Origin of the sequence: Adhaeribacter aquaticus DSM 16391, from assembly GCF_000473365.1 — a bacterium.
GTDB classification, from domain to species: domain Bacteria; phylum Bacteroidota; class Bacteroidia; order Cytophagales; family Hymenobacteraceae; genus Adhaeribacter; species Adhaeribacter aquaticus.
Genome location: NZ_KI421517.1, coordinates 1,061,033 through 1,083,525, shown reverse-complemented (window position 1 = coordinate 1,083,525; position 22,493 = coordinate 1,061,033). Strand labels below are relative to the sequence as shown.

Genomic DNA, 22,493 nt, shown 5'->3' with positions numbered 1-22,493 from the left:
ATTTTGCACCCGGGGGTTTGCGATTCCTGCCAAATTTGAGCCATCAATTGCTAGCGCGATCAGGGGCAGGCAGGCAGATGGTGATGAAGGTGTCTTTACCGGGGGTGGAGTCAACCTCCACAGTCCCGTCAAGGAGTTTGACCCGGTCCTGGATGGTGCGAATGCCTATGCCCCTGCTTTGGCTACCGTCTTCGGTACTTCCCCAATCCATGCCTTTGCCGTTGTCCCGGGCCTCCAGGTAAATATGTTCCTGGTCCCTGCTCAACTCCAGGTTCGCCTGGGTGGCGCCCGAATGCCGTACAATGTTATTGATCAGTTCCTGACCCATGCGGTAGATGGCCTTCTCCAGATGGTCCGGCAGTCGATCTGGGAAGCAGTGGCAATCAAGCTTAATCCCGGATACGGAAAAGTGCTTGCAGAATTCCTCAATCGCATGCTGCAGGCCAAATTCTTTGAGCAGGATGGGTACCAGTTCATGCGATACCTTCCTGGTCTCCACAATTGCCTCGGTAAGCAGGGACTCTGCCTTCTGGAGGGCTTCTGCCACCGCGGGTTCCTGCGCCTTGGGCGCATCTAAATCTACTCTTGCCAGGCTGAGTTTGGCGGCGTAGAGGATTTGCCCCACCCCATTGTGGAGGGATTCCGAGATACGCCTACTTTCTTCTTCCTGGGCCTCCAGGATGGCTTTCAGGAGTTGCTGCTGCTGCTGAAGGCGCATAGAGAGGTTCTCCTGCTCCAGCCGCTTCAACTCCGATGTATCCATGTCTACCCCCAGTACTTTTTCGGCTCCGCCCGAAAGATTCTCCTGTACGATTGCTTTGATTTTAAGCGTCACCTCCTGCCCGTCCACTGAGATCCGAATTGTTTCTTCAAAAGATTGCAGGGGCTTTACTATATCCTTAACAATCTTTTCAGCCTTTGGCAGGTCTTCTGAAATGACAAAATCCAGATAGATTTGCGGCCTCACCGGTTGGCCTGTTGGTAGATTGAACAGGTGGTACATGCCCTCGCTCCAGTCGAAACCGCCCGTGGCCACGTCGTACTCCCAGCTGCCCATGCGAGAAACCTGCTCGGCTTGTCGGAGCAGCGTATGATTTTTGGCCAGTTCCTTTTCGGCCTGTTTCCGGGAGGTAATATTCAGGGTGGTCATCACCAGCCCGTCATCAAGCTTGACTAATGTACTGGAATACCACTTATCCAGACCTTCGTACCGGTAAGGGTGCTCACAGCCGGCCGGTTCGCCAGATTCCACTACCCTGAGCATCAACTCAAACATTTCTGTCTGTTTGATGCCGGGAAACTCCTCTGCAAAGTGTTTCCCTTCCAGATCAGGGCGGTTGGTTTCCCGTTGCAGCTTTTTATTGGCCAGCTGGATGCTGAAATCCTGAATTTCCCCGTTTCCGTCCCGCACGGCCTTCAGCACCGACATACCTATTAAAGAAGTGTCAAATACGGATTGCAGCAGGGCGGTGCTTTCCATTAATTCAATTGTGCGTTGGGCTACTTTCTGCTCAAGCTGGGTACGGTGTTTCTCCTCAGCTACGCGCAGGGCTTCCTCGGTGCGTTTTCGCTCGGTGATTTCGCTGAAAACAATGGCGACTTGGCGGCTTTCCTTGCCGCCGAGGCGAAAAGCATAGCCGTCATACCACCTGTCATGGAGTCCTGCGACGCGGTTGCTGTAACGGGTGGGCTCGCCGGTCAAAGCCACTTGGCCGTGTGTCTCTATCCAGAATTGTTCAATTTCGGGCACGAGTTCCCGCGCTGTTTTTCCGGCGGCGTTTTGGAGTCCGGTCAGTTTTCCGAATGCGGGATTGCATTCAAGGATGCGAAAATCAACGGGTTTATTTTGCGTGTCAAAAAGCATCTCTATAACGGCATAGGCCTCATCCATGGTCTCAAACAGCGTGCGGTAACGTTCTTCGGAATGGCGCAGCGCTGCATCTGCCCGGTGGCGCTCCAGGAATTCCGCGGCTGTCCAAGCCAGCATGTCCATCAGGCGCAGCTCGTGGTCGCTTGGCCGGTGCGGCTGGCGGAACTGGGTGCTGATGACGCCTATTGTCTCATCAGAGCGGCTCGTCATGGGAGTGGACTGTGCGGCCCGGATTTCGTCTGCGTAGGTGGCGGCGCCAGCATCAGTGCCTGCCAATCCTTCAAAACCAACGGTTTCTTCTATGATCAGGCGCTGCCGCTGAACACGCGTCACCTCGCATCCATTTTTCAGGCCCTCGTAGCGGAAGAAGGAGATAAAGGGGCTGTCATCTGGGTACCCTTGCCAGACGAACATCTCCATTCGCTTCCTGTCATCGCTGAGGAACTGCACGCAGCCCCGGTCGGTACCGGTGAACACGCAGGCCAGGGCAAGCACTTCCTGGAAGGCCACCTTTACGTCCGTTTGCTGTGCCAGTTTGGACTGCAGCTCATAGAGCCGGCGCATCCCCGTGAGGTCTGCCGCCAGGCTTGTCTCGCTTACTTCCAGCCTTTTCCCGGGCACCACCTGTTCGGCTGCGTCCTGGGCTGGACCGGCTGCACTGCCTGGGCCATTCTGTTCACTAAAGTATTCTGTAATCACTTTTTTGTTATGAAGGTTCTTTTTACAATAGGCGCCCTGGGAGTGGGGCCACTGGCACTAACATCCGGGGGAAATAGTCCCTCCGGATAAGGCCCTATCTGGGTAGCTCTATGAAGAAGGTGCTGCCCTTCCCCTCCGCGCTCTTAAACCATATCCTGCCGCCGTGCCACTCTACAATGGTTTTGATGATGGACATGCCAAGTCCCACCGAGGGCTCCCCCTTGATGCCGGGCCTTCTGGCGCGGGTGAACTTGTCGAATAGGGTGGCGTGGTATCTCTCGGGGATGCCCACCCCCGTGTCGGCCACCGTCACCAGCACCGTCTCTCCTTTGTCCTCCAGGGCTACGGTGATCTGGCCTCCGTCAGGGGTGAACTTGATGGCGTTAGAGATGAGGTTGTTAATGACCTGCATGAACTTGTTGTCGTCCACCTCCAGGAACACCGGCTCCCCGGAGGCGTGGAGCCGGAACGTCTTGCCCGTCAGCTGCTGGGTGGCCAAGTACTCCTCCATGGACTCCCGGATGGCCTGCGCCAAGTCCACCCGGCGCCGGATGAGCTTCACCTCGGAGGACTCCAGGAACTCCTGCTTGATGAAGTCCTGGATCAGCTGCACGCCCTGGCGGCTGCTTTTCTCAATGATGCCGATGATCTCCCGGGCGCCCTCCTCCTTGCCGTCGCCCAGCATCTGGGAGAGGCTGTGGATCATGCCCAGGGGGCCGGCCAGGTCGTGGGAGAGGATGTTGAGGATGGAGTTCTTCTTGTCGGAGTACTTCTTGAGGGTGTCGTTGTAGTGCTTCTGGGCGGTGACGTCGCTGACGTAGCCCATGACGTAGGAATGGTCCTCCGACAGGTGTGGGCAGACGCAGACCCACCTCTCCCTGCCGCCGTGGGTACGGATACGGAACTCTGCGTCCTTGATTATCCTTCCATTAAGCACATTGCGGTATATTTTCCGGACGTAGGCCAGGTCCTCGGGGTGAACCGTCTCCAGCAGGCCTTGGGGGTTGTCCACGGCGCTCCGGCGGGTCTGGGACCAGACCTCCTCGAAGGCAGGGTTGAGGTAGGAGAGCCGCTGGCTGGCCACCTCAAAGGAGAAAATCACTTGGTCACTGCCCTCGGCCAGTGACTCCAGGAAGCCGGGTGCGGGGTTACTTGATAGCATGCGTTCTTGGAAACGCTGTTATCCCGTGGGCCGCCTCTGCCGAATATACAACTATCTACCTAGAATAGTTCGCTTTTCATTATTCTTTTAAGCCTAGGGCGAAGCACGCACCATATGGGAAGTAGTATATACTGCTGTTTCATATCAATTCGGAAGTCAGTGGTTTGTGATAGAGCCTTTGGAGGCTCACCCATGAGCCTATCCTTCCTTACACCATATGATGTAAAAAGCCGGTTTTGCTGTAATGTTCAGAAAACCGGCAAAAGAGACACGCAAGGGTTTAAATTTCTAGCGTTTAAACTCTCTCAGTTTAGGAACCAACTGGCACGGCCTCCGTCCAGTGCATGCTGCACCTGTGAGGCGAAATCCAGCGCGTTCACTGAGCGGTCTAGGAACTGATCAATGTAGGTCGACTTATTTGCCCCGGTAAACAGGTTGTATAAGCGCCACAGGTTAATATTCCCATCTTCCTGTCGGCAAAAGCTTGCATCCTTGTAGTAGTCCTGGCATACCGAATTCAGCTGGGAATCACCGTACAGGAGTGCCGGGATTGCTTTCTTTTCTTCCGATGGGAGATATTGGTACATGCGGCAACGGCCCAGCAAATGAGCGAACTGCTGCTCCGTGATAGAGTAACCGGTCAGCGCCTGCATCTGTCTAAGGTGCCGGTGCTGGTCATATTGATCCATTAAGCGGTAGATGGCACTTCGTAATTGATCCAGGCTCGCTACCTTCAAATCTGCCTTGTACCCATCAGTACGCACACAGAGGTTGGTGCAAACCAGGTTCTTAAAACCAATGAATATCTTGAAATGCTCGGCCGCCCCTTTTTTATTATAGAGGTTGTCCAGGTTATAGGCTTTCACACCGCCTACCATCAAGGTTAGCCGGTTGCCATCAATATCATCCATAATGGTTGGTATTTCGATGCAGAACATAGCCCGCTCATAATAGATGGTGCGTTCCCATTCCAGTAGCTGACTGGCTGGTTTATCTTTGGCTTCCGGTATGCGGCCCTTAATAGGGTGCGATACCCGTATCTGTGGCTGGAGAATGGTCTCTCCCCGGAAAAGATCCTGTACCGCATCCTGAGTAGCCAGGATAAAATCCGACTGGCTAATGAGCGGCTCATTATCCTTAACAAACACCGGGATAATGTGGTTATGCTGTATATCCTGGAAGGGAACAGCTGTCGTATTGGCCTCTATAAAAGCAGAAGAGCTGGATTGTTGGTCCAGCTCTTGATTAATTGTTCTAATCGAATGATTTTGTGTTCTAGCTAGGGCGTGTATTAGTTCCATGGTTGTTGATTGTTTGGTTTAGTAATTGATTGGTTAGTGCCGTTGATTGCATGATATATTGTTTCTGCTGCTGGAATACCGGCATGAGCGCTTCTTTTTGCTCCTCATTGCACCGGTAATAGATTGCCGTTAGCTCCGGGAGGCTGGCGCATTGGCTAACCTGCTGCTGGATGGCCTCATCGTCTAAAGGCGCTGTTTCAGAGTGGCCGCTTGTGCACCATGCTAGAATTTGCTTGCCGGTATCTTCATTTAGCCGGAAAGGAGGTTTATCCATAAACAGGCGGGTACGGTCTTTGGATGCACTGGCATTATGCTTGAGATCCAGCTCCAGCACCACCGTGAATTCGTAGTCAATGCCATCCCGCTGGATAGATTTCATGCCTAACTTCTCAGGAACCTGTTTACCATTCTTCTCCGAAAGGGCATATTCTGTTTTCGACCGCACCGTAGCAATGATGTGACAAGTTGATTGAAGGATCCTTTCGATGAAAGCTGAGTGGCGTGGTGTGACTTTGCTCCAGGCGGTAAACGAGTTTCCTGGAAGACTGGCATGGTAGTCCAATAGGTATTCCCATTCGTGGGTAATACTGTCCAAAATGATAACCTCCATGCCCGCGCTTTCACAGGTTTCTATTGCCTGAATGAAGCGCTCTGGTGTACACGGTGGTGAAAGGTGTAATACATTATACGCTCCTAAGTCGGAATAAAGATCCGCTGACCGGTTCTCGGTATCAACGATGGCGACCTTTGACCATGAACCCGCTATGCCGTTAGCTATTAATAAGGCACTCATAGTTTTTCCTCCGCCGGCAGGAGATTGTAAGAGCAACCGGATCTTGGACCGCTTGCGATTGGCTGGTTGTAATTGCATACGCTGTGGTTTAAGGTTGAAAAATGAACAGACTGGATTATTTGGGGTGTGGCAGGTTCCGTTTGCTAGGAAAATACATGGCTACAGGGCGCCAGAATTAGATTGTGCCATTGAAACACCGGGGGGGTAGGCGTCGGGCGAGCGAAGGGGCGGGGTGTTTGGCTAGGTACCATACACGCGAATGCGCGTAGTAGATTTCACTTGTCGGATAAATAAGCCGTTCTTTCCGACAGGATTAAAGGAACACGGTAGCTATTACATATATTACCAGTCAGTCGGGTTGTTCCTGACTTGTGGGATTGGAATATTAGCCCGTATAGGGAGAGCATACTCGTGAGCGCGCAACTCGAAATTGGGTACCCGTACGTAGGTAATGACCACTTATCCCCCTAATAAAAAATAGATAAGTGGTCAAAGTGGTAAAGCTGCGGCTGCGCTGCATATCTAGGAAAGTGTGAAGTTCTTGTGTGTTTATGTTTAAGGTGAGAATGAGCAGGCAGCATGGGCAGGCAGCTGGATTTTATTATACGTTTTATTTAAGGGGGTTTTATCCAAGGAAACGGGCAGGATCAAATGTGGTAAGGTCTTTTATGGTCATGGTTACCGTTACCTTCCTGGGATTGTCGGATATTACTTCCTGTGCCCTTTTGCCACTCTTTCTTTTTACAACGGTAGCATAAAAGAGCTTAAACATCCGGACTGCAATTACTGGGCTGTCTAGCTTGGTACCCAGGTGGGCTTCTTCAAAAACAGCGTTAAGCCTTTTTAGAATTTGCTCTGGGGTATACCTATCACCAACCTTGAAGTGGCGGTTCATTCTTTGTTTAAAAGGATGACTTTCATCGTAAGCGGCGAATATAGCGGCACTTTTAAAGGTGTTCCATGCTCTGGCGTCACCCGGGTTATAATGGTTTTTTAAGGATTCTAGCAGCTGTTCCCCGTCTATAAATTGGTAGAGGGCCTCATATTCCCTGATAATCTTCTTTTGTTGTTCTGGTAAGGTTGGGTCAGTCAGTAAGAGGGAAAGCTGCGCGCTAGAGTTCGTGGTTCTGAGTAGGTTGATGGCTTCTTCTGCATTTCGTTTCCTGATCTCGCCATCCTTCTTTAGGTCATGCTTGATGGCGGTTTTTGAATGAGAAACGTGGAAGCCTATTATATTATTATTTTTGCCCAAAAGGTCCTTTAGCGACACCGCGTCCTGGTAAACTTCCTTGTTTACCCTTATGGTTTCTAGGCAAGCATCTACGTTGAAGTAGGATATTTGAGGTTTACCATCCGCGTCTAACCGTACCAAGGAATACTTTAAATGGCGGGTCCTTTCTACCACCAGTTCTCTGATCTTTTTTATACTATTTTTAAGTACGGGGTTATTTCGGAAATTCATTTCGAAGCACTCGATCGCTTTGATCTCGTCAACCGCGGCACTTATTAAAGATTTTTCATCTACGGCAGTGATCTCTTCCGGAAGCTCTTTGCTTGTTCCATAAATCACAGTTTCCGAAAGTAGGCCTGGCCTTGATCTTCCGGCAATTTGCTTAAGTTTATGGTCGGATAATGCGGTTATCGGGGATGTTGGGTCTGAGATAGACACCAGGTGATAACGCTCATCCAGGTCGAATCCATTGAAATAGGCGGAGGTAAAGAAGGTTACCTGGCCCGGGAGCTGCTCATTTGTGAGCTCAGCGAAGTATTTCCCTACCCTTTCCTCGCTACTTGTGCTGCATAATATTTTAATTTCGGCAGGAGAAACAACGCGGTCCTTTTCTAACTTCTGCGCTAACCCACGGCAACCTGTTACAGAATTGAAGGCGATGGCAATTTTTTGGCCCGGGTTTGTTTGAAGTTGTTCTTTGATATGGTCGAATGCTGAGCCAGAAACATTATCGGTGTAAATAAGCGCGATATCCCGGCCAACCGGGGTTTCATACTGTATAATAGTTTGATGTTCATGCTCAAGTTCTGGATCGGAGAACCCAAGCGGCGTGGCGGTAACCAATGCTCGATTGGTTTGGGGAAACTTCTTGTAATAGTCCAGGCTCTTTTCCATACTACCCCTGAACGCTGCGTCGTTTTGGAACGCGTCGATTTCATCAATCATCAGGAAGTAATCGCGGTATACGTTTTCACCAATCGCTTCAATAACGCGCGGAAGGCTATCAGCCACTACTATCAGCTTCTTATGTTTACCTCCGGGGCTATCAATATACGCTTTAATCTTGTCGTTGGTAACCTTTTGATTAAATTCTGGGGTAGGACTACCAACATACAAGGAACCCGGCGTTTTCTTTGCTTTTCGGGACGCAGTTACCCTAATCGGTTCAACAATAATGGAGTTCCGCTCGGAATTCAATTCCAGAGTGGTAGCGCCTATTCCGGTTTCTGTTTTATTTACTATGCCAGCGGGTAGGAAGTCAAAAACTTCGCCCAATTTAGCGCCATTTTGCAATATATAGGTTGAGGTGCTTTCTCCTCGGCTAACTTCAATGATCTTTGGATTACGTTCGTCCATGTTTTACTTCTTCCTACGCAAGGGGTCTCATATTATCTTGACGTTCGATAAATTCTGTTGGCCGGAATGCTTCCTATACCTTGTCAATCTTGCCACTTAATTCTTCGGTAATTAAATCGTTGGGGCTGGTTTGATCAACCCTAAATTACACAGTTGGGCTGTGATTTGCTATACCCGACAGGTGATTTTTATTGCGTCGTTTTGCACCAGCCTGAAAGATAGCGAATTGCCTTAGAGGTAGCATTAATGGAGAATCGTTAACGGGTATTGTGCGCCAAAATATGCGCCAAATTGCTCCAGCGGTTATGCTTTATTGGGGGGATAACGTATATTACATACGTCTCATGTGTAATGTCGCACGAACACTCATGCGGTCGTAAAAAGGGCATAAAAAAACCTCCCAGTTTTCACTAGGAGGTTTTTTTCAGTTGGTGGTGATGATTGGAATCGAACCAACGACACAAGGATTTTCAGTCCTTTGCTCTACCAACTGAGCTACATCACCAACTGCTTTCGTTAAAAAGTATGCAAAAGTAAGAAGTAGGAATATACTGTGCAATAGTATCGCAAAATAAATTTTTAATCAGAGCAAAAACATGGCGGTTTTCTTTACCTTACGTACTGCAAAAATATAACTGTAAAAGGCCTATGATCAGCAATATACTCTTTGGTGTTATTACCTTTTTTGCAGCATTTTTTTTTATTTGGCAAACCAAAAAAATTTCTAAAAATATTAAGTTGGGCCGTGATTTAGCTATTGGAGGCAATAGATCGGAGCGGGTTAATAAGTTATTGCTGGTTGCTTTTGGTCAGCAGAAAATGTTTAAGCGGCCATTCCCGGCCATCTTGCATGCTTTGGTTTATGTAGGTTTCCTGGTTATTAATATCGAAGTATTGGAAATACTTATTGATGGAATATCTGGTACCCACCGGGCTTTAAGTTTTTTAGGGCCAGCTTATGATGTGCTTATGGCTGTTAATGAAATACTGGCCTTTCTGGTAATAGTGGCCTGCGTTATTTTTTTAGCCCGTCGCAATCTGGTAAAAGTGCCCCGCTTAACTTGGGGGGCAGAGATGCGCGCTTGGCCCAGGTTAGATGCCAACATTATTCTAATAATTGAAATAGTATTGATGAAAGCCTTATTTGCTTTTAATATTGCCGATCTGAAATTGCATCAATTGGCCGGGCAGGAGTTAGCTGGTAGTTTTCCTATTAGCGGTTTATTGGTTGATATTTATGGCAATGATATCGATTATCTGGAAGTTGTACGAAGTGTTGGTTGGTGGCTGCACATTTTAGGCATTTTTGCTTTCTTAAATTACCTGCCCAGCTCCAAGCATTTCCATATTATTATGGCTTTTCCTAATGTGTATTACTCGCGGTTAGAGCCCAAAGGAAAATTTTCTACAAATGAGAGCATTACCCACGAAATAAAAGCTATGTTAGATCCGGGTTACCAAATGCCAGCTTTACCTGAAGGAGCCGAACCAGCCAAGTTCGGAGCCAGGGATGTGGAAGACCTTACCTGGAAAAACTTAATGGATGCCTATACCTGTACGGAATGTGGCCGCTGTACCAATATGTGCCCGGCTAACATTACCGGTAAATTATTATCGCCGCGTAAAATTATAATGGATACCCGCGACCGGATGGAAGAAAAAGGCGAACACCCGGCTATTTTCCGGCCCAACCATTACCGGGAATTGGGCGAAGAGGGGGTGAAGGTAACGGAGGAGAAAACGTTGCTGCGTGGCTATGTTACGCCGGAAGAACTATGGGCCTGCACTACCTGCAATGCCTGCGTAGAAGCGTGCCCCGTGAACATAGATCCGTTATCATCCATTGTAGAAATGCGCCGGTATTTGGTTTTAGAGGAATCGGCCGCGCCACCAGCGTTAAATGCCATGTTTACCAACATCGAAAATAATGGGGCGCCTTGGGCTTTCTCGCCCTCCGACCGCCTGAACTGGGCTGATAATTTATTTATCCAGGAGAAAGCCGATACAAAGGCAGGCTAAAGCAATGCCAGAAAGCTAAATAAGTTAATAAACAAAGGAAGAATGGTGCAGTTGTTTTAAGTAGCGTAAGCTTACTTAATTTAAAACAAGTTATAATGAAAGCTATTCAATACCTTTTTTGTTTAAGCCTGCTTATGGTTGGTGTACTACTTTTTCCGGGCTGTACTACCGATCAGGAGGATGGTGTTTTGCCCAACATCGATACGTTAACTGAACTGACGGTTAAACCCAGTAAAGGAAAGGTTAACGAATTAGTAACGGTAAGTGGTAAGCATTTTGGGAATAGACCGGCTAATATAACAGTACGTTTTAACGGTGCGGTAGCCGAGGTAATGGAAATGAATGACAGCACCATTATTACAAAAGTACCGGTAAATGGCAGTACCGGTAAAGTATCGGTGACTAGAGAAAGCGTAACACTTACCAGTACCCAGGATTTTATCGTACTTACCGGCACCTGGACCCGCAAAAAGGATTTTCTGGGAGAAGCCCGTGGTAACGCCTTAACCATCTCGGGCGTAAATTCCGGTTTTCTTACTTTAGGCGGTTCGGGTGATTTTACTGAAAAGGATTTTTGGGAATACCTTCCTGCTTCCGATGTGTGGATTCAAAAGAATGATTTTCCAGGCCTGAAAAGGTTAGGCGGAGTTAGTTTTACCATTGGTAATAAAATTTACATTACGACCGGGTTTACGTATTGGCCTTTAGGTTTCAAGAACGATTTTTGGGAATATAATACCGAAACCGGAACCTGGACAAAAAAAGCCGACTTTCCGGGAAGTGGACGCATACATGCCGCAGCTTTTGTTTTAGATAACAAAGGTTATATTGCCGTTGGCAGGGGTGAATATTTTGACCCGGAAGTGAAAGATATGTGGGAATACGATCCAGCAACGGATAAATGGACCCAGAAAAAGGATATTCCGTTTAATACCTTAGAAAGCGCAATAAGTTTCAAGCTCGGCGACAAAGCTTATGTAGGAGGAGGTTATTATTTTGCTGGTACTGAGAGCATCAAAGAGTCTTATGCGTTCTGGCAATATGAACCCAATAAAGATTTATGGACTGCGTTACCAGATTTCAATAAAGAAAAGAAAAAATTTTCGCTGGCCTTCGTCCTGAATAATACGCCTTACCTAATGGAAGAAAATGGAAACTGCTGGCAATATAATGTAACCGCTAATCAGTGGCTAGAGAAAGCGCCCTACCCGGGTGGTACCGGGCGGAATACTTTTGTAGTAAATAACAAAGCTTATGTAATTGAGCTAAACAGCCGTAGCTTGTATGAGTTCAATCCTGAATAAAAGAAGAGCGATTCGGTATTAGAAAATAGGCTTAAACTTTCTACTTTTAGGATTGGGCTTTGAGCTAAACTTAATGGAAAACAAACGACAGATTACCGTACCTACTATGGCTGATTACATGGCCAGAGGCGAAATGCCGGAGATATTATTCTGGGTAGGCTGTGCGGGGGCTTTTGACGATAGGTATAAAAATGTAACCCGGGCATTTGTGCGTATCCTGGAACACGTAGGAATTAAATATGCTGTTTTGGGTTTAGAAGAAAGTTGTACCGGCGATCCGGCAAAACGGGCTGGAAATGAGTTTTTGTTCCAGATGCAGGCGCTAACCAATATTCAGGTGCTGGATGGGTATGGCATAAAGAAAATAGTGACGGCCTGCCCACATTGTTTTAATACGTTACTAAATGAGTATCCGGCTTTAGGTGGTAATTATGAGGTAATACATCACAGTACCTTTTTACAACAACTTATTGATGAAGGCAAAGTACGATTAGCGGAGGGCGGTGAATTTAAGGGCAAGCGCATTACATTTCATGATTCCTGTTATCTGGGGCGGGCTAATGGCATCTATGAGGCTCCCAGAGCGGTGTTGGCAGCTCTGGATGCCGATTTGGTAGAAATGAAGCGTAGCCGGGCGAGTGGCTTATGTTGTGGTGCCGGCGGGGCACAAATGTGGAAGGAACCTGAGCCAGGCTTGAAAGATATCAATATAGAGAGAACCGAAGAGGCCCTGGGAACCGAAGCTGCAATAATTGCTTCGGCTTGTCCGTTTTGTATGACGATGTTATCGGATGGCGTAAAAAATAAGGAAAAAGAGCAGGAGGTTAAAGTCTTTGATATTGCCGAACTAATTGCCTCAGCCGAGGGTATTAATACCTAATTACCTTTAGCAGAAACGGCCAGTTTTAAATAAAATTTTGTAATTGCGGTAATTAACTTTTGCTTTGAGTATATTTTCTATAAACTTTCGCTTACATTAAAATTTAAAATAAAGCCGTGGGTTTTCAGTCATCGGCAATTAAACATATGTATATTCCTTTTCAGCAATTACCAGCCAATTCCCGGGTTTGGATATACCAGGCCAGCCGTAGTTTAACCGATGCCGAAATAGAAAGCTTACAGCCAGCTTTACAAATATTTTCGGTGGAGTGGACCAGTCATGGCCAAAAACTTCAGGCATCTGCCCAAATATTTCATAACCGCTTCCTGGTTATTGGCAATAATGAAGATGTAAATAGCCCGAGTGGTTGCTCAATTGATGCCTCCGTTCGGTTTGTAAAGCAACTGGAGGAATTATTAAACGTATCGTTCTTTGACCGTACGCAATTAGCTTTTTTACAAGGCAATACCGTAGCCGTAGTTCCGTTAAAAGAAGTAAAAGAAGGCGTAAATGCAGGTGTCATCAAGCCAGATTCGCTATACTTTGACAGTACTATAAACACAGCCGGACAAGTATTGCAGGAATGGCCAAAGCCCGCAAAAGAAACCTGGCTTTCCCGGTACTTCTAAATGTATTAATAACTGAGTATATACTATAAATAGTAATAATATTGAAGCTTAATTATACACTAAATATCTCTACTGCTAAATTAATGGTATCCAAAATTTATTTAGTATTGGTAGTGCTATCCTTAACTGCAATGGTAGGCTGCAGCTCCCTCTCCAATGTGGGCCGGGCCGATAAATACTTTGCGCGTGAGGAATTTGAACCAGCCGTAAGGTTTTACCTGAAGGCAGTAAAAAATAAACAACGCGATGGTATTTTAAACCTTAAGCTGGCAGAAGCTTACCGCCGATCAAACCGCATCCAGTTGGCAGAACCTTATTACAAGGCAGCTTTGGATAACGGCGTTAAAAGAGAAGATACCAACTTTTACTATGGCATGGCGCTGCGGGCGAACGGGAAATACGATGAGGCTGCTACCCACCTGGCCCAATACCTGCAGATAGGTGCCAACCAAAAATTTTTAGATCAGGCAAAACTAGAAATTCAGAATTTAAAAGCCTTACCTACGGTATTAAAAAACAAGCTTAACTACGAAGTTATTCCTTTGGATCACATAAATTCCGAAGCGGCAGATTTTGGGGTAAGTATGGCCGAAGGAGAAATAATATTTGCTTCATCGCGGGGAGCAGGACCAACCTTTAAAGGTAATGGTCAGGGATTTACGGATTTATATGGTTTTAAACCAAGTATCTCTACTGATTTTCTGGGAACCGGCTCGGTACGTAAGTTGGATAATATGCTTAACCTTTCGGGTATACATGATGCGGTGGCTACCTTTTCGGCAGATGGTAAAACGGTGATTTTTGCCCGGGGCAATGAAGGAACTCGAAAAGGCCGTCAGAACGTAGATTTATTTGTCTCCCGTTTCCGGTCTGGAGCCTGGACAGAACCTCGTGCCCCTCGCCTTAATAGTCCGGATGCCTGGGATTCTACTCCTTTTTTAGCGCCTGATGGCAAGACCTTGTATTTTGCTTCGAACCGGAAGGGCGGACAAGGCGGAACTGATATTTACAGATCTGTTTTAGATGCCAGTGGTAATTTTTCTGCTCCCGAAAATGTGGGAGCGCCCATAAACACACCCGGTAACGAAAGCTTTCCGTCTGTAGGTCCGGATGGTACCTTGTATTTTGCCTCTGATGGCCATTTGGGCTTAGGTAAACTAGACCTTTATAAAGTAGAGAATAACCAGGTAGTAAATTTGGGACCCGAAATAAATTCTACAGGGGATGATTTTGCGCTTTATCCGGTAAGTGAGGATAGTGGGTATTTTTCTTCTGAAAGAGAAGGCGGCAAGGGGAGTGATGATATTTACTTCTTTAGAAAAAGTCCGATTAAACGGGTTGATTTTTGGGTGGATGTAAAAGTATTGGAGCAGTTACAAACCGGAGGCGGAACCAGGGAAATGGCTGATGTTCGGGTTACGTTATTAGATGCCCAGGGGAAACGAATAGAAGATGCCAGAACACCTGCTAACGGTTTGGTAAGTTTTGACTTAGATACAGCAAGTACCTATTCGCTGTTAGCTGAGCGAAACGGATATTTCGCTGCTCGTCAAGCTATCACAACGGTAGGTAAAACGCCATCTCAGGCTTCTTTAACAAAACCATTAACAGAAATTCGTTTATCGGCTACTTTAACCTTGAATCCTATTATCAAGAACAAAGCTATAGTGGTAGAGAATATCTTCTACGACCTGGATAAAGCTGATATTCGTCCGGATGCAGCCTTAGAGTTAGATAAATTAGTTCAAACGCTGAGAGACAATCCAAAAATCACCATAGAGCTAAGTTCCCATACTGACGTGCGTGGTAAAGATGCTTATAACATGGATTTATCAGAGCGGCGGGCAAGATCAGCGGTCGAATATATTATTTCCAAAGGTATTGAACCCGCCCGTATTACAGCCAAAGGTTACGGCGAAACCCGGTTAGTTGTTAAAAATGCAAAAACAGAAGAAGAGCATCAGCGCAACCGCCGTACAGAGTTTAAAGTAACCAAAATCGCTGAATAAGATATTACTTGTAATAATGTAAAGCCTCCCTGGGTAATTCCTGGGAGGCTTTTTTATTTATTTTTAGTCAGGGCTTTTAAGCAGGTTAATTTCTCTAATCTATTTATTATATTTCTACTATATAATTAGGTGAAGGTAAGTATCAGGCTAATTTAAATTTGCTTAAAATGGATTTATTAGGTTTTGGTAGGCTGGATACGAGCTTAAGGCTGTACTTATCTTTGATGGTGGCAATGCTGGTTGTGCCAATAGCTGCCTCTGCCCAGCATCCTATATTTAAAGGGTACGAGAATTTATTTACGCCTCCTCTTAACTATGTGGTATATCGGACTACTAGTGCAGTAAAAGTTGATGGGCATCTGAATGATAAAGCGTGGGAAGCAGCAGCCTGGACAGAAAAATTTATAGATATTGAAGGAAGCCTAAAGCCAGCCCCCAGGTTAGAAACAAAAGTGAAAATGCTATGGTCGGATAGTTGTTTGTATATAGCGGCCGAATTAAAGGAACCCCATGTTTGGGCTTCTTTGCAAAAACATGATGCCATTGTATTTCATGACAATGATTTTGAAATATTTATTGATCCGGATAACAATACCCATCAATATTTTGAGATAGAAGTTAATGCTTTAAACACCATCTTTGATCTATTTATGGCCAAGCCTTACCGTAATAAAAGCAGCGCCATGATTGGCTGGAACACGGAAGGCTTACGTTCTGCAGTACAAATACAAGGTACTCTTAATAACCCCACTGATACCGATAAAGGTTGGACAGTAGAAATGGCCATTCCTTTTCAAGCAGTTAGTTTAGGTAATAGTGCCAGTATTCCAACCGAAGGTACTCTTTGGCGCCTTAATTTTTCCCGGGTAGAATGGGATACTTCTATTGAGAATGGCCGGTATGTAATAAAGACAAATGCAAAGGGCAAAAAATTACCGGAGCATAATTGGGTGTGGTCTCCGCAAGGAGTAATAAATATGCACTTCCCGGAACGGTGGGGATATTTACAATTTAGTAAGAAAGCCTCTGGTACGGTTTCGTTTGCCTTACCTTATTCAGAAAAGCAAAAGGAATTCTTGTGGGCCATTTATTATCAACAGAAAAAACATTACCAGCAGCACAAGCGGTATGCTCCTTCTTTATCAGAGTTGGGGTTAGAGTCACTGGTCCAAGTGGGAGGGCAGGCAAATAAGTTAACCTTAGAGGTCAGTTCCCGTCAGTTTTTAGCCACTATAAAAGGTCAGGCAGCAGGTAAATGCTGGCAAATTGATCAGGACGGCTTGGTGCAGGTATGTGAGGAGTAACGTTAATCTAAAAATATAGCTTGTTGTTATGCCAGGATTGCTGCTTAAGATTCTTTTAGGTTTTCTTATGTTTCTAAACGTAGGTTCTGGATTTGGTCAGGCTACCAAGAACCGTGCTCAGAAGGGTAATAAGGCTTCATCACCTTCTATGCCTCAACTGGTTTCCCAAAATGGAAAACATACTTTTTATGTAGACGGAAAGCCATACCTGATATTAGGAGCCCAGATGTGGAATTCCAGTGGCTGGCCCGCCATATTGGATAAAACGTGGCCGCAATTGCGGGAGTTAAATTGCAATACCCTAGAAGTGCCTGTTTACTGGGAGCAAATAGAGCCACAGCGGGGGAAATTTGATTTTGCTAATCTGGATAAGTTAATTCTGGATGCGCGCCGGGAAGGGTTGAGGTTAGTATTGCTATGGTTCGGTTCCTATAAAAACGGGCAGTCGCAGTATGTACCAGCTTGGGTGAAGGAAAATCCGCAGGAATATCCGCGCATGGTAGATGGTACTGGTCGGTCAATAGGGGTTTTATCTAGTTTATCGGAGAAGAACAGAAATGCCGATGCCCAAGCTTTTACCGCTATGATGCGGCATATACGACAAGTGGATGAGCGTTATAAGACAGTTATCATGGTTCAACCTGAGAATGAGCCCGGCTCACTAGGCACGGATCGGGATTACTCAACTCAGGCTACTCAATTATTTAAAGAACAGGTACCAGCTAAACTGGTTTCAGCTCTTAAAAAACAACCTGGTAGCTGGGAGCAGGTATTTGGTCCGGAAGCGGCCGAGGCCTTCTCTGCTTATCATATGGCTGTTTATATCAATTACATTGCCGAGGCTGGTAAAAAAGAATATCCTTTACCCATGTATGTAAATGCCTGGATTAAAGAAAATCGTTTTGGCCGGGCAGGTGAGCATCCCAGCGGCGGACCTACCTCTAATATGCTGGATATTTATAAAGCCGCCGCGCCCGGCATAGATTTATTAGCCGTTGATATTTACCACCGAAATTATATGCAGTTCCGGGAGCTTTGTGAAAAGTATGGCCGGCCTGATAATGCGTTGTTTATTCCCGAAACCGGGCGGGGTATTGCTTTTGCCCGTTTCCATTTTTATGCCATTGGCGATTATAATGCTATAGGTGTGGCGCCTTACGGCATCGATCCTTTCCATGCTGATCCGAATGATAAACGGGATAAAGAAAAGCTGGATAATAAATTTTCGGGCATAGCTGCCAACTACCGGCTTTTACGTCCGGCTATTCCGTTGATAACTTCTTTGCAAGGAACTGGTAAATTGCAAGCCGCGGCTGAAGAAGATGGGTTAGGCGACGAATTACTGCATTTCAGTAATTACGATCTGCTGCTAACCTATGGATTTCCGACATATAAAGAACCTAAAGAAATGACCGGTCGGGTACTGGTTGGGGAGATAGGCCCAGATGAATTTATACTGATTGGATTCGATACAAAATTTCAGTTCCGGCCTAAATTGGGTTCAGGTTTTTCTACAGCTGAGTTTATATCGGTAGAAGAAGGCACCTTCAAAGATGGGGTTTGGCAGAAAATTCGAAATTGGAATGGCGATGAAGTATACCACTCTACACTGACACCGGAAGGCGTGATGTTAAAAATAAAACTCAAAGGCTTACAATCTGATAAATTTGATAACAAACCAAACTTTGAACGATAACTTATATGGGCACCAGTAATCATCAAAGTTTGGCCGGAAAGCATGTATAAAGCTGTTTTGTTCTTACCCGTATTATACGCCCTAATTTTCCTGCTTAACCTGGTTGTTAGTAGCCTTAAAATTATAATCAAATAGTTATCCCAGTTCAGTGATAGCACCACTTCACTATCTATTTTCTATGGTTACTGTTTGTCCAGCTCTTCCTGCCGGGCTAAATACCTTTAGTTTAATAGTACCGGTAGCCGAAATAGGTTTTGAGTAGACAGCGCTCTGGGCTGTTGGTTCCAAACCGTTGGTGGTGTACCGGATAGTATAGCCGGGAAATTGCACATTGGCGGCAACCTGGTTATTGATAATTTTAGCGCCAGCAGTAGGAACCCGATATTGGAAGCCACCAGCATAAGTATCTAAACGGGCCAATTCTCTTTTGCCCACTCTGTTAATAAATTCTGACCAGGCCTGAGCATACAAGGTTGTACTTTTAGCGGCATTTTGTTCGGTAGCCCATTGTGGGTCTTTGGCCCAGGCACGTTCGGCTACGCCCAACAATTTAGGCAGCATTTTGTATTCAAACTGTTCAGGCGAGCGGTTGGTCTCTGACCAGAGCGGCGCTTCCATGCCCACAATATTTGCTTTGCCTTTAGCGGTTAATGCTTCGCGACTTTTAATAGTAGCCGGATTTAGCGGATTGCCGCGATCATCTTCTTTTAAGTTTTTGAGGTAATTGTAGGGTATAAAATAAAAAGGTTTGTCTATATCAACGTAGCCGCCCCAATATTGTCCGGGCTCGGTAGAAGAGGTATTATAGGCCAGGTCTAAGTACAAATGGGTAACGCCTGTGAGAATAACTTTATAACCAGCGTTGGCCATGCGGTAAGCTAAATCTTCGGCCCCGGAACCGGGGCTGTTTTTCCAGACATTCACCCGGAAATTTTGGTTAGCAAAAGTAGGGTTGGTAACCCAGGTTACCCGTCCATTTTGTTTTACTTTCTTTAGCCCGATTTCTTCCCATCCCGATAAAAACAAATTACGCACTTTTAGCATTTGGTTGATTTTATCAAAATAATAGTACCATAAATCGTCGGTAGTTTGAACGCCGGCATTTTTGCTGATTAATTGTTGCACGGATGGTGATTTTTCCCACACGCCGGCCGGCACCTCATCACCCCCAAAATGAATGGTAGTCAGTGGCGCATTGGCTTCTTTATACATAGCCCGTAATTCGTCTACCACCATTTCTAGAAAAGCGTAGGTAGATGGTTTAGCTACATCCATTACGTTGTCGTTCCAGTTTTGCACCGACCGGTAAATTGACTTGTCGTTTAAGTCGCGCAGAAGATAACGCTCAGCTTCGGCTTTTTTCCCTTCTTCAGATAAACGCTGGTAGCGGGCATCCATAGCTTTTATGGCAGCACGGGCATGTCCCGGCGATTCTATTTCGGGAATAACCTCAATGTGGCGGTCGCGGGCATATTTTAAAATATCTATAAAATCGGCTTTGCTGTAATAACCGGTACCGGTGGTGTTTTGTGCATCGGGCCCTGAGCCGTAAGAAGGGGAAATGCTGGTTTTATAATCAGTGGTGTGGGCCCGGGTGGCGCCTACGGTGGTTAGTTCGGGTAAAGAAGGTATTTCAATACGCCAGCCTTCATCGTCGCTGAAATGGAAATGAAAAACATTCATTTTATACAAAGCCATTACATCCAGTACCTTTAACACCTCTTCTTTTGTTTGGAAATTCCGGGCTACATCCATCATAAAACCACGGTAACTAAAACGAGGAGCATCTTTAACCTCTACGCCACTTATTTGCACTGAATTTTCTTTTCCGGAGAAGGCTGCTGGCGATAGCATGGTTTTAAGTGATTGAATGCCGTAAAAAGCGCCGGCTGCGGAAGAAGCAGAAATAAGGATTTGATTGGGATTAACAGTTAGTTCGTATCCTTCTCTGGCTAAACTTTCTTTTCTTTTTAAAACAATTGCCTTATCTGTTGCCTGGCTTTGGACAGTAGGTTTATTGCCTGTAACTCCTGCAAGACTTTCTGCCAACAAATCTGCTTCCTGCCTGAATTCCTTATCCGCTACAATTACTACTTCTTTAGTAAAAGTAAACGCATTGCCTTTTTCTACATAAGAAATAGGGGTTGGAAATACTTTAGGAAGCTGCTCGGCCGGAATATCTTTTATTTTGGCATTTTGATCGTAAATTTTAGCGGCCAGAATCTGGTCAGATTTAAGAAAATAATTACCAGTTTTAACTTCCAGAGCTACAGGTATGCCTTTATTGGGTGTTTTATCATAAACTAAATAAAAGCCAGATGGGAAATCCGTTATGTTCTTTACCCGACGGCTTGTTACTGCTATTTGGGTAGACTGACCGGCGGCTAAAGGTTTAAAGTTAGTGCTGGGCGTTAAATAATGCAGATCGCCGTTAAAATGCTTAATGGTACCTACCTGCTCGTCATCAGTTTTGATGCTGTGGCCATTATAAAACAGTTTCCAGCCGGTGGCGGGCAAAGTTTCTGTGGTACCATTGGTTAAAGTAAAAATAGCCTTAGTATTTCCCTGACTCTGAGAAATAGACGCGGGCAGTTCTATGGTTAAAGTAAAGCCTTTCGCTTCTGTTGCGAGATTAGTACTTGCCTCGGTTTCGGTATTAGCATCTATTTCCCTAGCAGCTTCGGAGCAGCCAATAAAGGCCATCTGACAGATTAATATAGCAATGAAAACTACTTTTTTCATGTAGAAAGGTTAAATAGATAATTTTTTACAAAAAGAGAACAGGCGCAGCTTTAAACCCGAATGTATACTTTCCTTTTATCCAAGTAATAGCCGATAACCCAAAGCAGTATAACAAAACAAATTGCAAAAAATAGCGATCCATTTTCGGGCGGACCGGGCACTTTAGCGGCAATGTTTTCGTAAAACCAACTCCAAACCGAAATAGTCCTGGGCTCACCCGCCGTATTTACTCCGTTACTGATGCGGATAAGACTAATAATATTGGGAATTAACCCGCTCAAAGCATAAATAAATAAGGGGTTCTTTCCAAACACATCAAAAAAGCGCGTCCACCAACTCCGCCTACTTCTTACTTCTATAAAGTAAATAAGAGTGGCTAGTAAGGCAATGGCTAGTCCGGATGTACAAACTACAAAAGAACTCGTCCAGATTTTTTTATTTATCGGGAAGCTTAAATTCCAGAAATAACTTAGGATCATTAAAATAACGGCAGAAACAAATAAAACAGTAATAGTTTTGTAAACTGGCTGAAACGAATTTTCGCTTACTTCTTCATTATTTATATCTTGGTCTCCTCTGCTGCGGATATAATCCCCAACCAAAAAGCCAATAATTACCTGAACAATGGCGGGCAAAGTACTCATTATTCCTTCCGGGTCAAAAGCTATTCCTTCGCCGTGGTACATGTGGGGTTCTCCCAATATATGTTTATCTAAAGCAGTTCCAAACCATCCTTCCAGGCTGTACGGATCAGTAGGATTACCAAGCCAGCATAAAATCCAATAAAGCAGCAATAAAGCAGCGCCAATATAAAAGGCTCCTCTGGCTTTGGCATAATATATAATTATAGAGGCGAAGAAATAACAAAGTGCAATCCGTTGCAGCACCCCAAGAATACGTACCCCACCTAAGTCACCATCCTTTTGCAGGTAAGTCCATTGCTCAAATACCAGTTGCCCGTCTTCCCAGCGCACAAACGGAAACCAATTCAAGAACAAACCTATCAAAAAAATGAAAGCGGTTCTGGTAATTACTTTCCGCCAGAAAACAGCATCCCCGGCTTGTTCCAGGCGCGGCATTACAAAAGCCAGGGCGTTGCCTACCGCAAATAAGAAGAAAGGAAAAACTAAATCGGTAGGAGTAAGGCCGTGCCAGGAGGCATGCTCCAAAGGAGAGTAAATATGAGACCAGGTACCTGGGTTATTTACCAGAATCATAAAAGCTACGGTAGCTCCCCTAAAAACATCAAGGGAATAATAGCGCTGTTTCAGCATATATTTAAGAGTGAAGAAGAAAAGATAAAGTCATTGTTTTACAATATATATAAATGAAATAATTTGCCTTTTAAATTTTAATACTTCTGTTTTAAATTGGCAAATAGATTTGTTTGTCTCCTGAGTTTTAGCTAGATCCATAAGATCTACACCTAAATACAATTTTCGTAATTCAGATTCATGTAATTAGGAGAAATAGTAAATTAAGAATAATATTTAAGGAA

The 22,493-nt window shown here is 45.4% G+C and carries 14 protein-coding genes and 1 tRNA gene; 7 read left to right on the top strand and 8 right to left on the bottom strand.

Annotation, left to right across the window (positions count from 1 at the left end; translation table 11 throughout):
• Positions 1-43: 43 nt before the first annotated feature.
• The 6 genes from ADHAQ_RS0106670 to ADHAQ_RS0106640 form a co-directional block, all read right to left on the bottom strand.
• Entirely contained in the window at positions 44-2,569 is a 2,526-nt protein-coding gene (locus ADHAQ_RS0106670; RefSeq protein WP_026462277.1) for a PAS domain S-box protein, read from the bottom strand.
• Positions 2,570-2,663: 94 nt separating this feature from the next.
• Positions 2,664-3,731, bottom strand: coding sequence for a PAS domain-containing sensor histidine kinase (locus tag ADHAQ_RS24765; RefSeq protein ID WP_034256633.1), 1,068 nt, complete (start codon positions 3,729-3,731; stop codon positions 2,664-2,666).
• A gap of 305 nt (positions 3,732-4,036) precedes the next feature.
• On the bottom strand, positions 4,037-5,032 hold the full coding sequence (locus ADHAQ_RS0106655; RefSeq protein ID WP_026462274.1) for a DUF3871 family protein: 996 nt from the start codon (positions 5,030-5,032) through the stop codon (positions 4,037-4,039).
• Positions 5,007-5,903 (bottom strand): AAA family ATPase, encoded by an 897-nt coding sequence (locus tag ADHAQ_RS0106650; protein ID WP_026462273.1) that lies wholly within the window; start codon positions 5,901-5,903, stop codon positions 5,007-5,009. The genes ADHAQ_RS0106655 and ADHAQ_RS0106650 overlap by 26 nt, the downstream gene beginning before the upstream one ends.
• 547 nt (positions 5,904-6,450) lie before the next feature.
• Complete coding sequence (locus ADHAQ_RS0106645) at positions 6,451-8,412, bottom strand: hypothetical protein (RefSeq protein WP_026462272.1); 1,962 nt, start codon at positions 8,410-8,412, stop codon at positions 6,451-6,453.
• A 429-nt stretch (positions 8,413-8,841) separates the two neighbouring features.
• A tRNA-Phe gene (locus ADHAQ_RS0106640) sits at positions 8,842-8,917 on the bottom strand.
• A 143-nt stretch (positions 8,918-9,060) separates the two neighbouring features.
• Between ADHAQ_RS0106640 and ADHAQ_RS0106635 the strand changes: the two genes are divergently transcribed.
• The 7 genes from ADHAQ_RS0106635 to ADHAQ_RS24755 all read left to right on the top strand — a co-directional run bounded on the left by ADHAQ_RS0106635 (position 9,061) and on the right by ADHAQ_RS24755 (position 18,253).
• A complete protein-coding gene (locus ADHAQ_RS0106635) occupies positions 9,061-10,431 on the top strand; it encodes a 4Fe-4S dicluster domain-containing protein (RefSeq protein WP_026462271.1) in 1,371 nt (456 codons plus the stop codon).
• 95 nt (positions 10,432-10,526) lie between these two features.
• The gene (locus ADHAQ_RS27125; protein ID WP_051359760.1) at positions 10,527-11,735 is read left to right on the top strand and encodes an IPT/TIG domain-containing protein; all 1,209 of its coding nucleotides are present in this window, start codon (positions 10,527-10,529) and stop codon (positions 11,733-11,735) included.
• Positions 11,736-11,808: 73 nt separating this feature from the next.
• Positions 11,809-12,615 (top strand): (Fe-S)-binding protein, encoded by an 807-nt coding sequence (locus ADHAQ_RS0106625; protein ID WP_026462270.1) that lies wholly within the window; start codon positions 11,809-11,811, stop codon positions 12,613-12,615.
• A 146-nt stretch (positions 12,616-12,761) separates the two neighbouring features.
• Entirely contained in the window at positions 12,762-13,244 is a 483-nt protein-coding gene (locus tag ADHAQ_RS0106620) for a hypothetical protein (protein WP_026462269.1), read from the top strand.
• An 83-nt stretch (positions 13,245-13,327) separates the two neighbouring features.
• A complete protein-coding gene (locus ADHAQ_RS0106615) occupies positions 13,328-15,253 on the top strand; it encodes a CHU_0125 family OmpA-like outer membrane integrity protein (protein ID WP_034256631.1) in 1,926 nt (641 codons plus the stop codon).
• A 167-nt stretch (positions 15,254-15,420) separates the two neighbouring features.
• The gene (locus ADHAQ_RS0106610; RefSeq protein WP_051359759.1) at positions 15,421-16,557 is read left to right on the top strand and encodes a carbohydrate-binding family 9-like protein; all 1,137 of its coding nucleotides are present in this window, start codon (positions 15,421-15,423) and stop codon (positions 16,555-16,557) included.
• A 67-nt stretch (positions 16,558-16,624) separates the two neighbouring features.
• Positions 16,625-18,253: a GH35 family beta-galactosidase gene (locus tag ADHAQ_RS24755; protein WP_169727984.1), complete on the top strand. Its 1,629-nt coding sequence runs from the start codon at positions 16,625-16,627 to the stop codon at positions 18,251-18,253.
• Positions 18,254-18,418: 165 nt separating this feature from the next.
• On the opposite strand, the gene ADHAQ_RS0106600 is transcribed toward ADHAQ_RS24755, so the two are convergent.
• Entirely contained in the window at positions 18,419-20,995 is a 2,577-nt protein-coding gene (locus ADHAQ_RS0106600; protein ID WP_026462266.1) for a family 20 glycosylhydrolase, read from the bottom strand.
• Between the two features lie 50 nt (positions 20,996-21,045).
• Complete coding sequence (locus tag ADHAQ_RS0106595; RefSeq protein ID WP_211240576.1) at positions 21,046-22,269, bottom strand: acyltransferase family protein; 1,224 nt, start codon at positions 22,267-22,269, stop codon at positions 21,046-21,048.
• Between the last annotated feature and the right edge of the window lie 224 nt (positions 22,270-22,493).

What these genes read in the sequence shown, in the direction of transcription:
- ADHAQ_RS24765 (WP_034256633.1), bottom strand. Translation starts at nt 3,731, where the DNA reads ATGCTATCAAGTAACCCCGCACCCGGCTTCCTGGAGTCACTGGCCGAG.
- ADHAQ_RS0106655 (WP_026462274.1), bottom strand. Translation starts at nt 5,032, where the DNA reads ATGGAACTAATACACGCCCTAGCTAGAACACAAAATCATTCGATTAGA.
- ADHAQ_RS0106650 (WP_026462273.1), bottom strand. Translation starts at nt 5,903, where the DNA reads ATGCAATTACAACCAGCCAATCGCAAGCGGTCCAAGATCCGGTTGCTC.
- ADHAQ_RS0106645 (WP_026462272.1), bottom strand. Translation starts at nt 8,412, where the DNA reads ATGGACGAACGTAATCCAAAGATCATTGAAGTTAGCCGAGGAGAAAGC.
- ADHAQ_RS0106635 (WP_026462271.1), top strand. Translation starts at nt 9,061, where the DNA reads ATGATCAGCAATATACTCTTTGGTGTTATTACCTTTTTTGCAGCATTT.
- ADHAQ_RS27125 (WP_051359760.1), top strand. Translation starts at nt 10,527, where the DNA reads ATGAAAGCTATTCAATACCTTTTTTGTTTAAGCCTGCTTATGGTTGGT.
- ADHAQ_RS0106625 (WP_026462270.1), top strand. Translation starts at nt 11,809, where the DNA reads ATGGAAAACAAACGACAGATTACCGTACCTACTATGGCTGATTACATG.
- ADHAQ_RS0106620 (WP_026462269.1), top strand. Translation starts at nt 12,762, where the DNA reads ATGTATATTCCTTTTCAGCAATTACCAGCCAATTCCCGGGTTTGGATA.
- ADHAQ_RS0106615 (WP_034256631.1), top strand. Translation starts at nt 13,328, where the DNA reads ATGGTATCCAAAATTTATTTAGTATTGGTAGTGCTATCCTTAACTGCA.
- ADHAQ_RS0106610 (WP_051359759.1), top strand. Translation starts at nt 15,421, where the DNA reads ATGGATTTATTAGGTTTTGGTAGGCTGGATACGAGCTTAAGGCTGTAC.
- ADHAQ_RS24755 (WP_169727984.1), top strand. Translation starts at nt 16,625, where the DNA reads ATGTTTCTAAACGTAGGTTCTGGATTTGGTCAGGCTACCAAGAACCGT.
- ADHAQ_RS0106600 (WP_026462266.1), bottom strand. Translation starts at nt 20,995, where the DNA reads ATGAAAAAAGTAGTTTTCATTGCTATATTAATCTGTCAGATGGCCTTT.
- ADHAQ_RS0106595 (WP_211240576.1), bottom strand. Translation starts at nt 22,269, where the DNA reads ATGCTGAAACAGCGCTATTATTCCCTTGATGTTTTTAGGGGAGCTACC.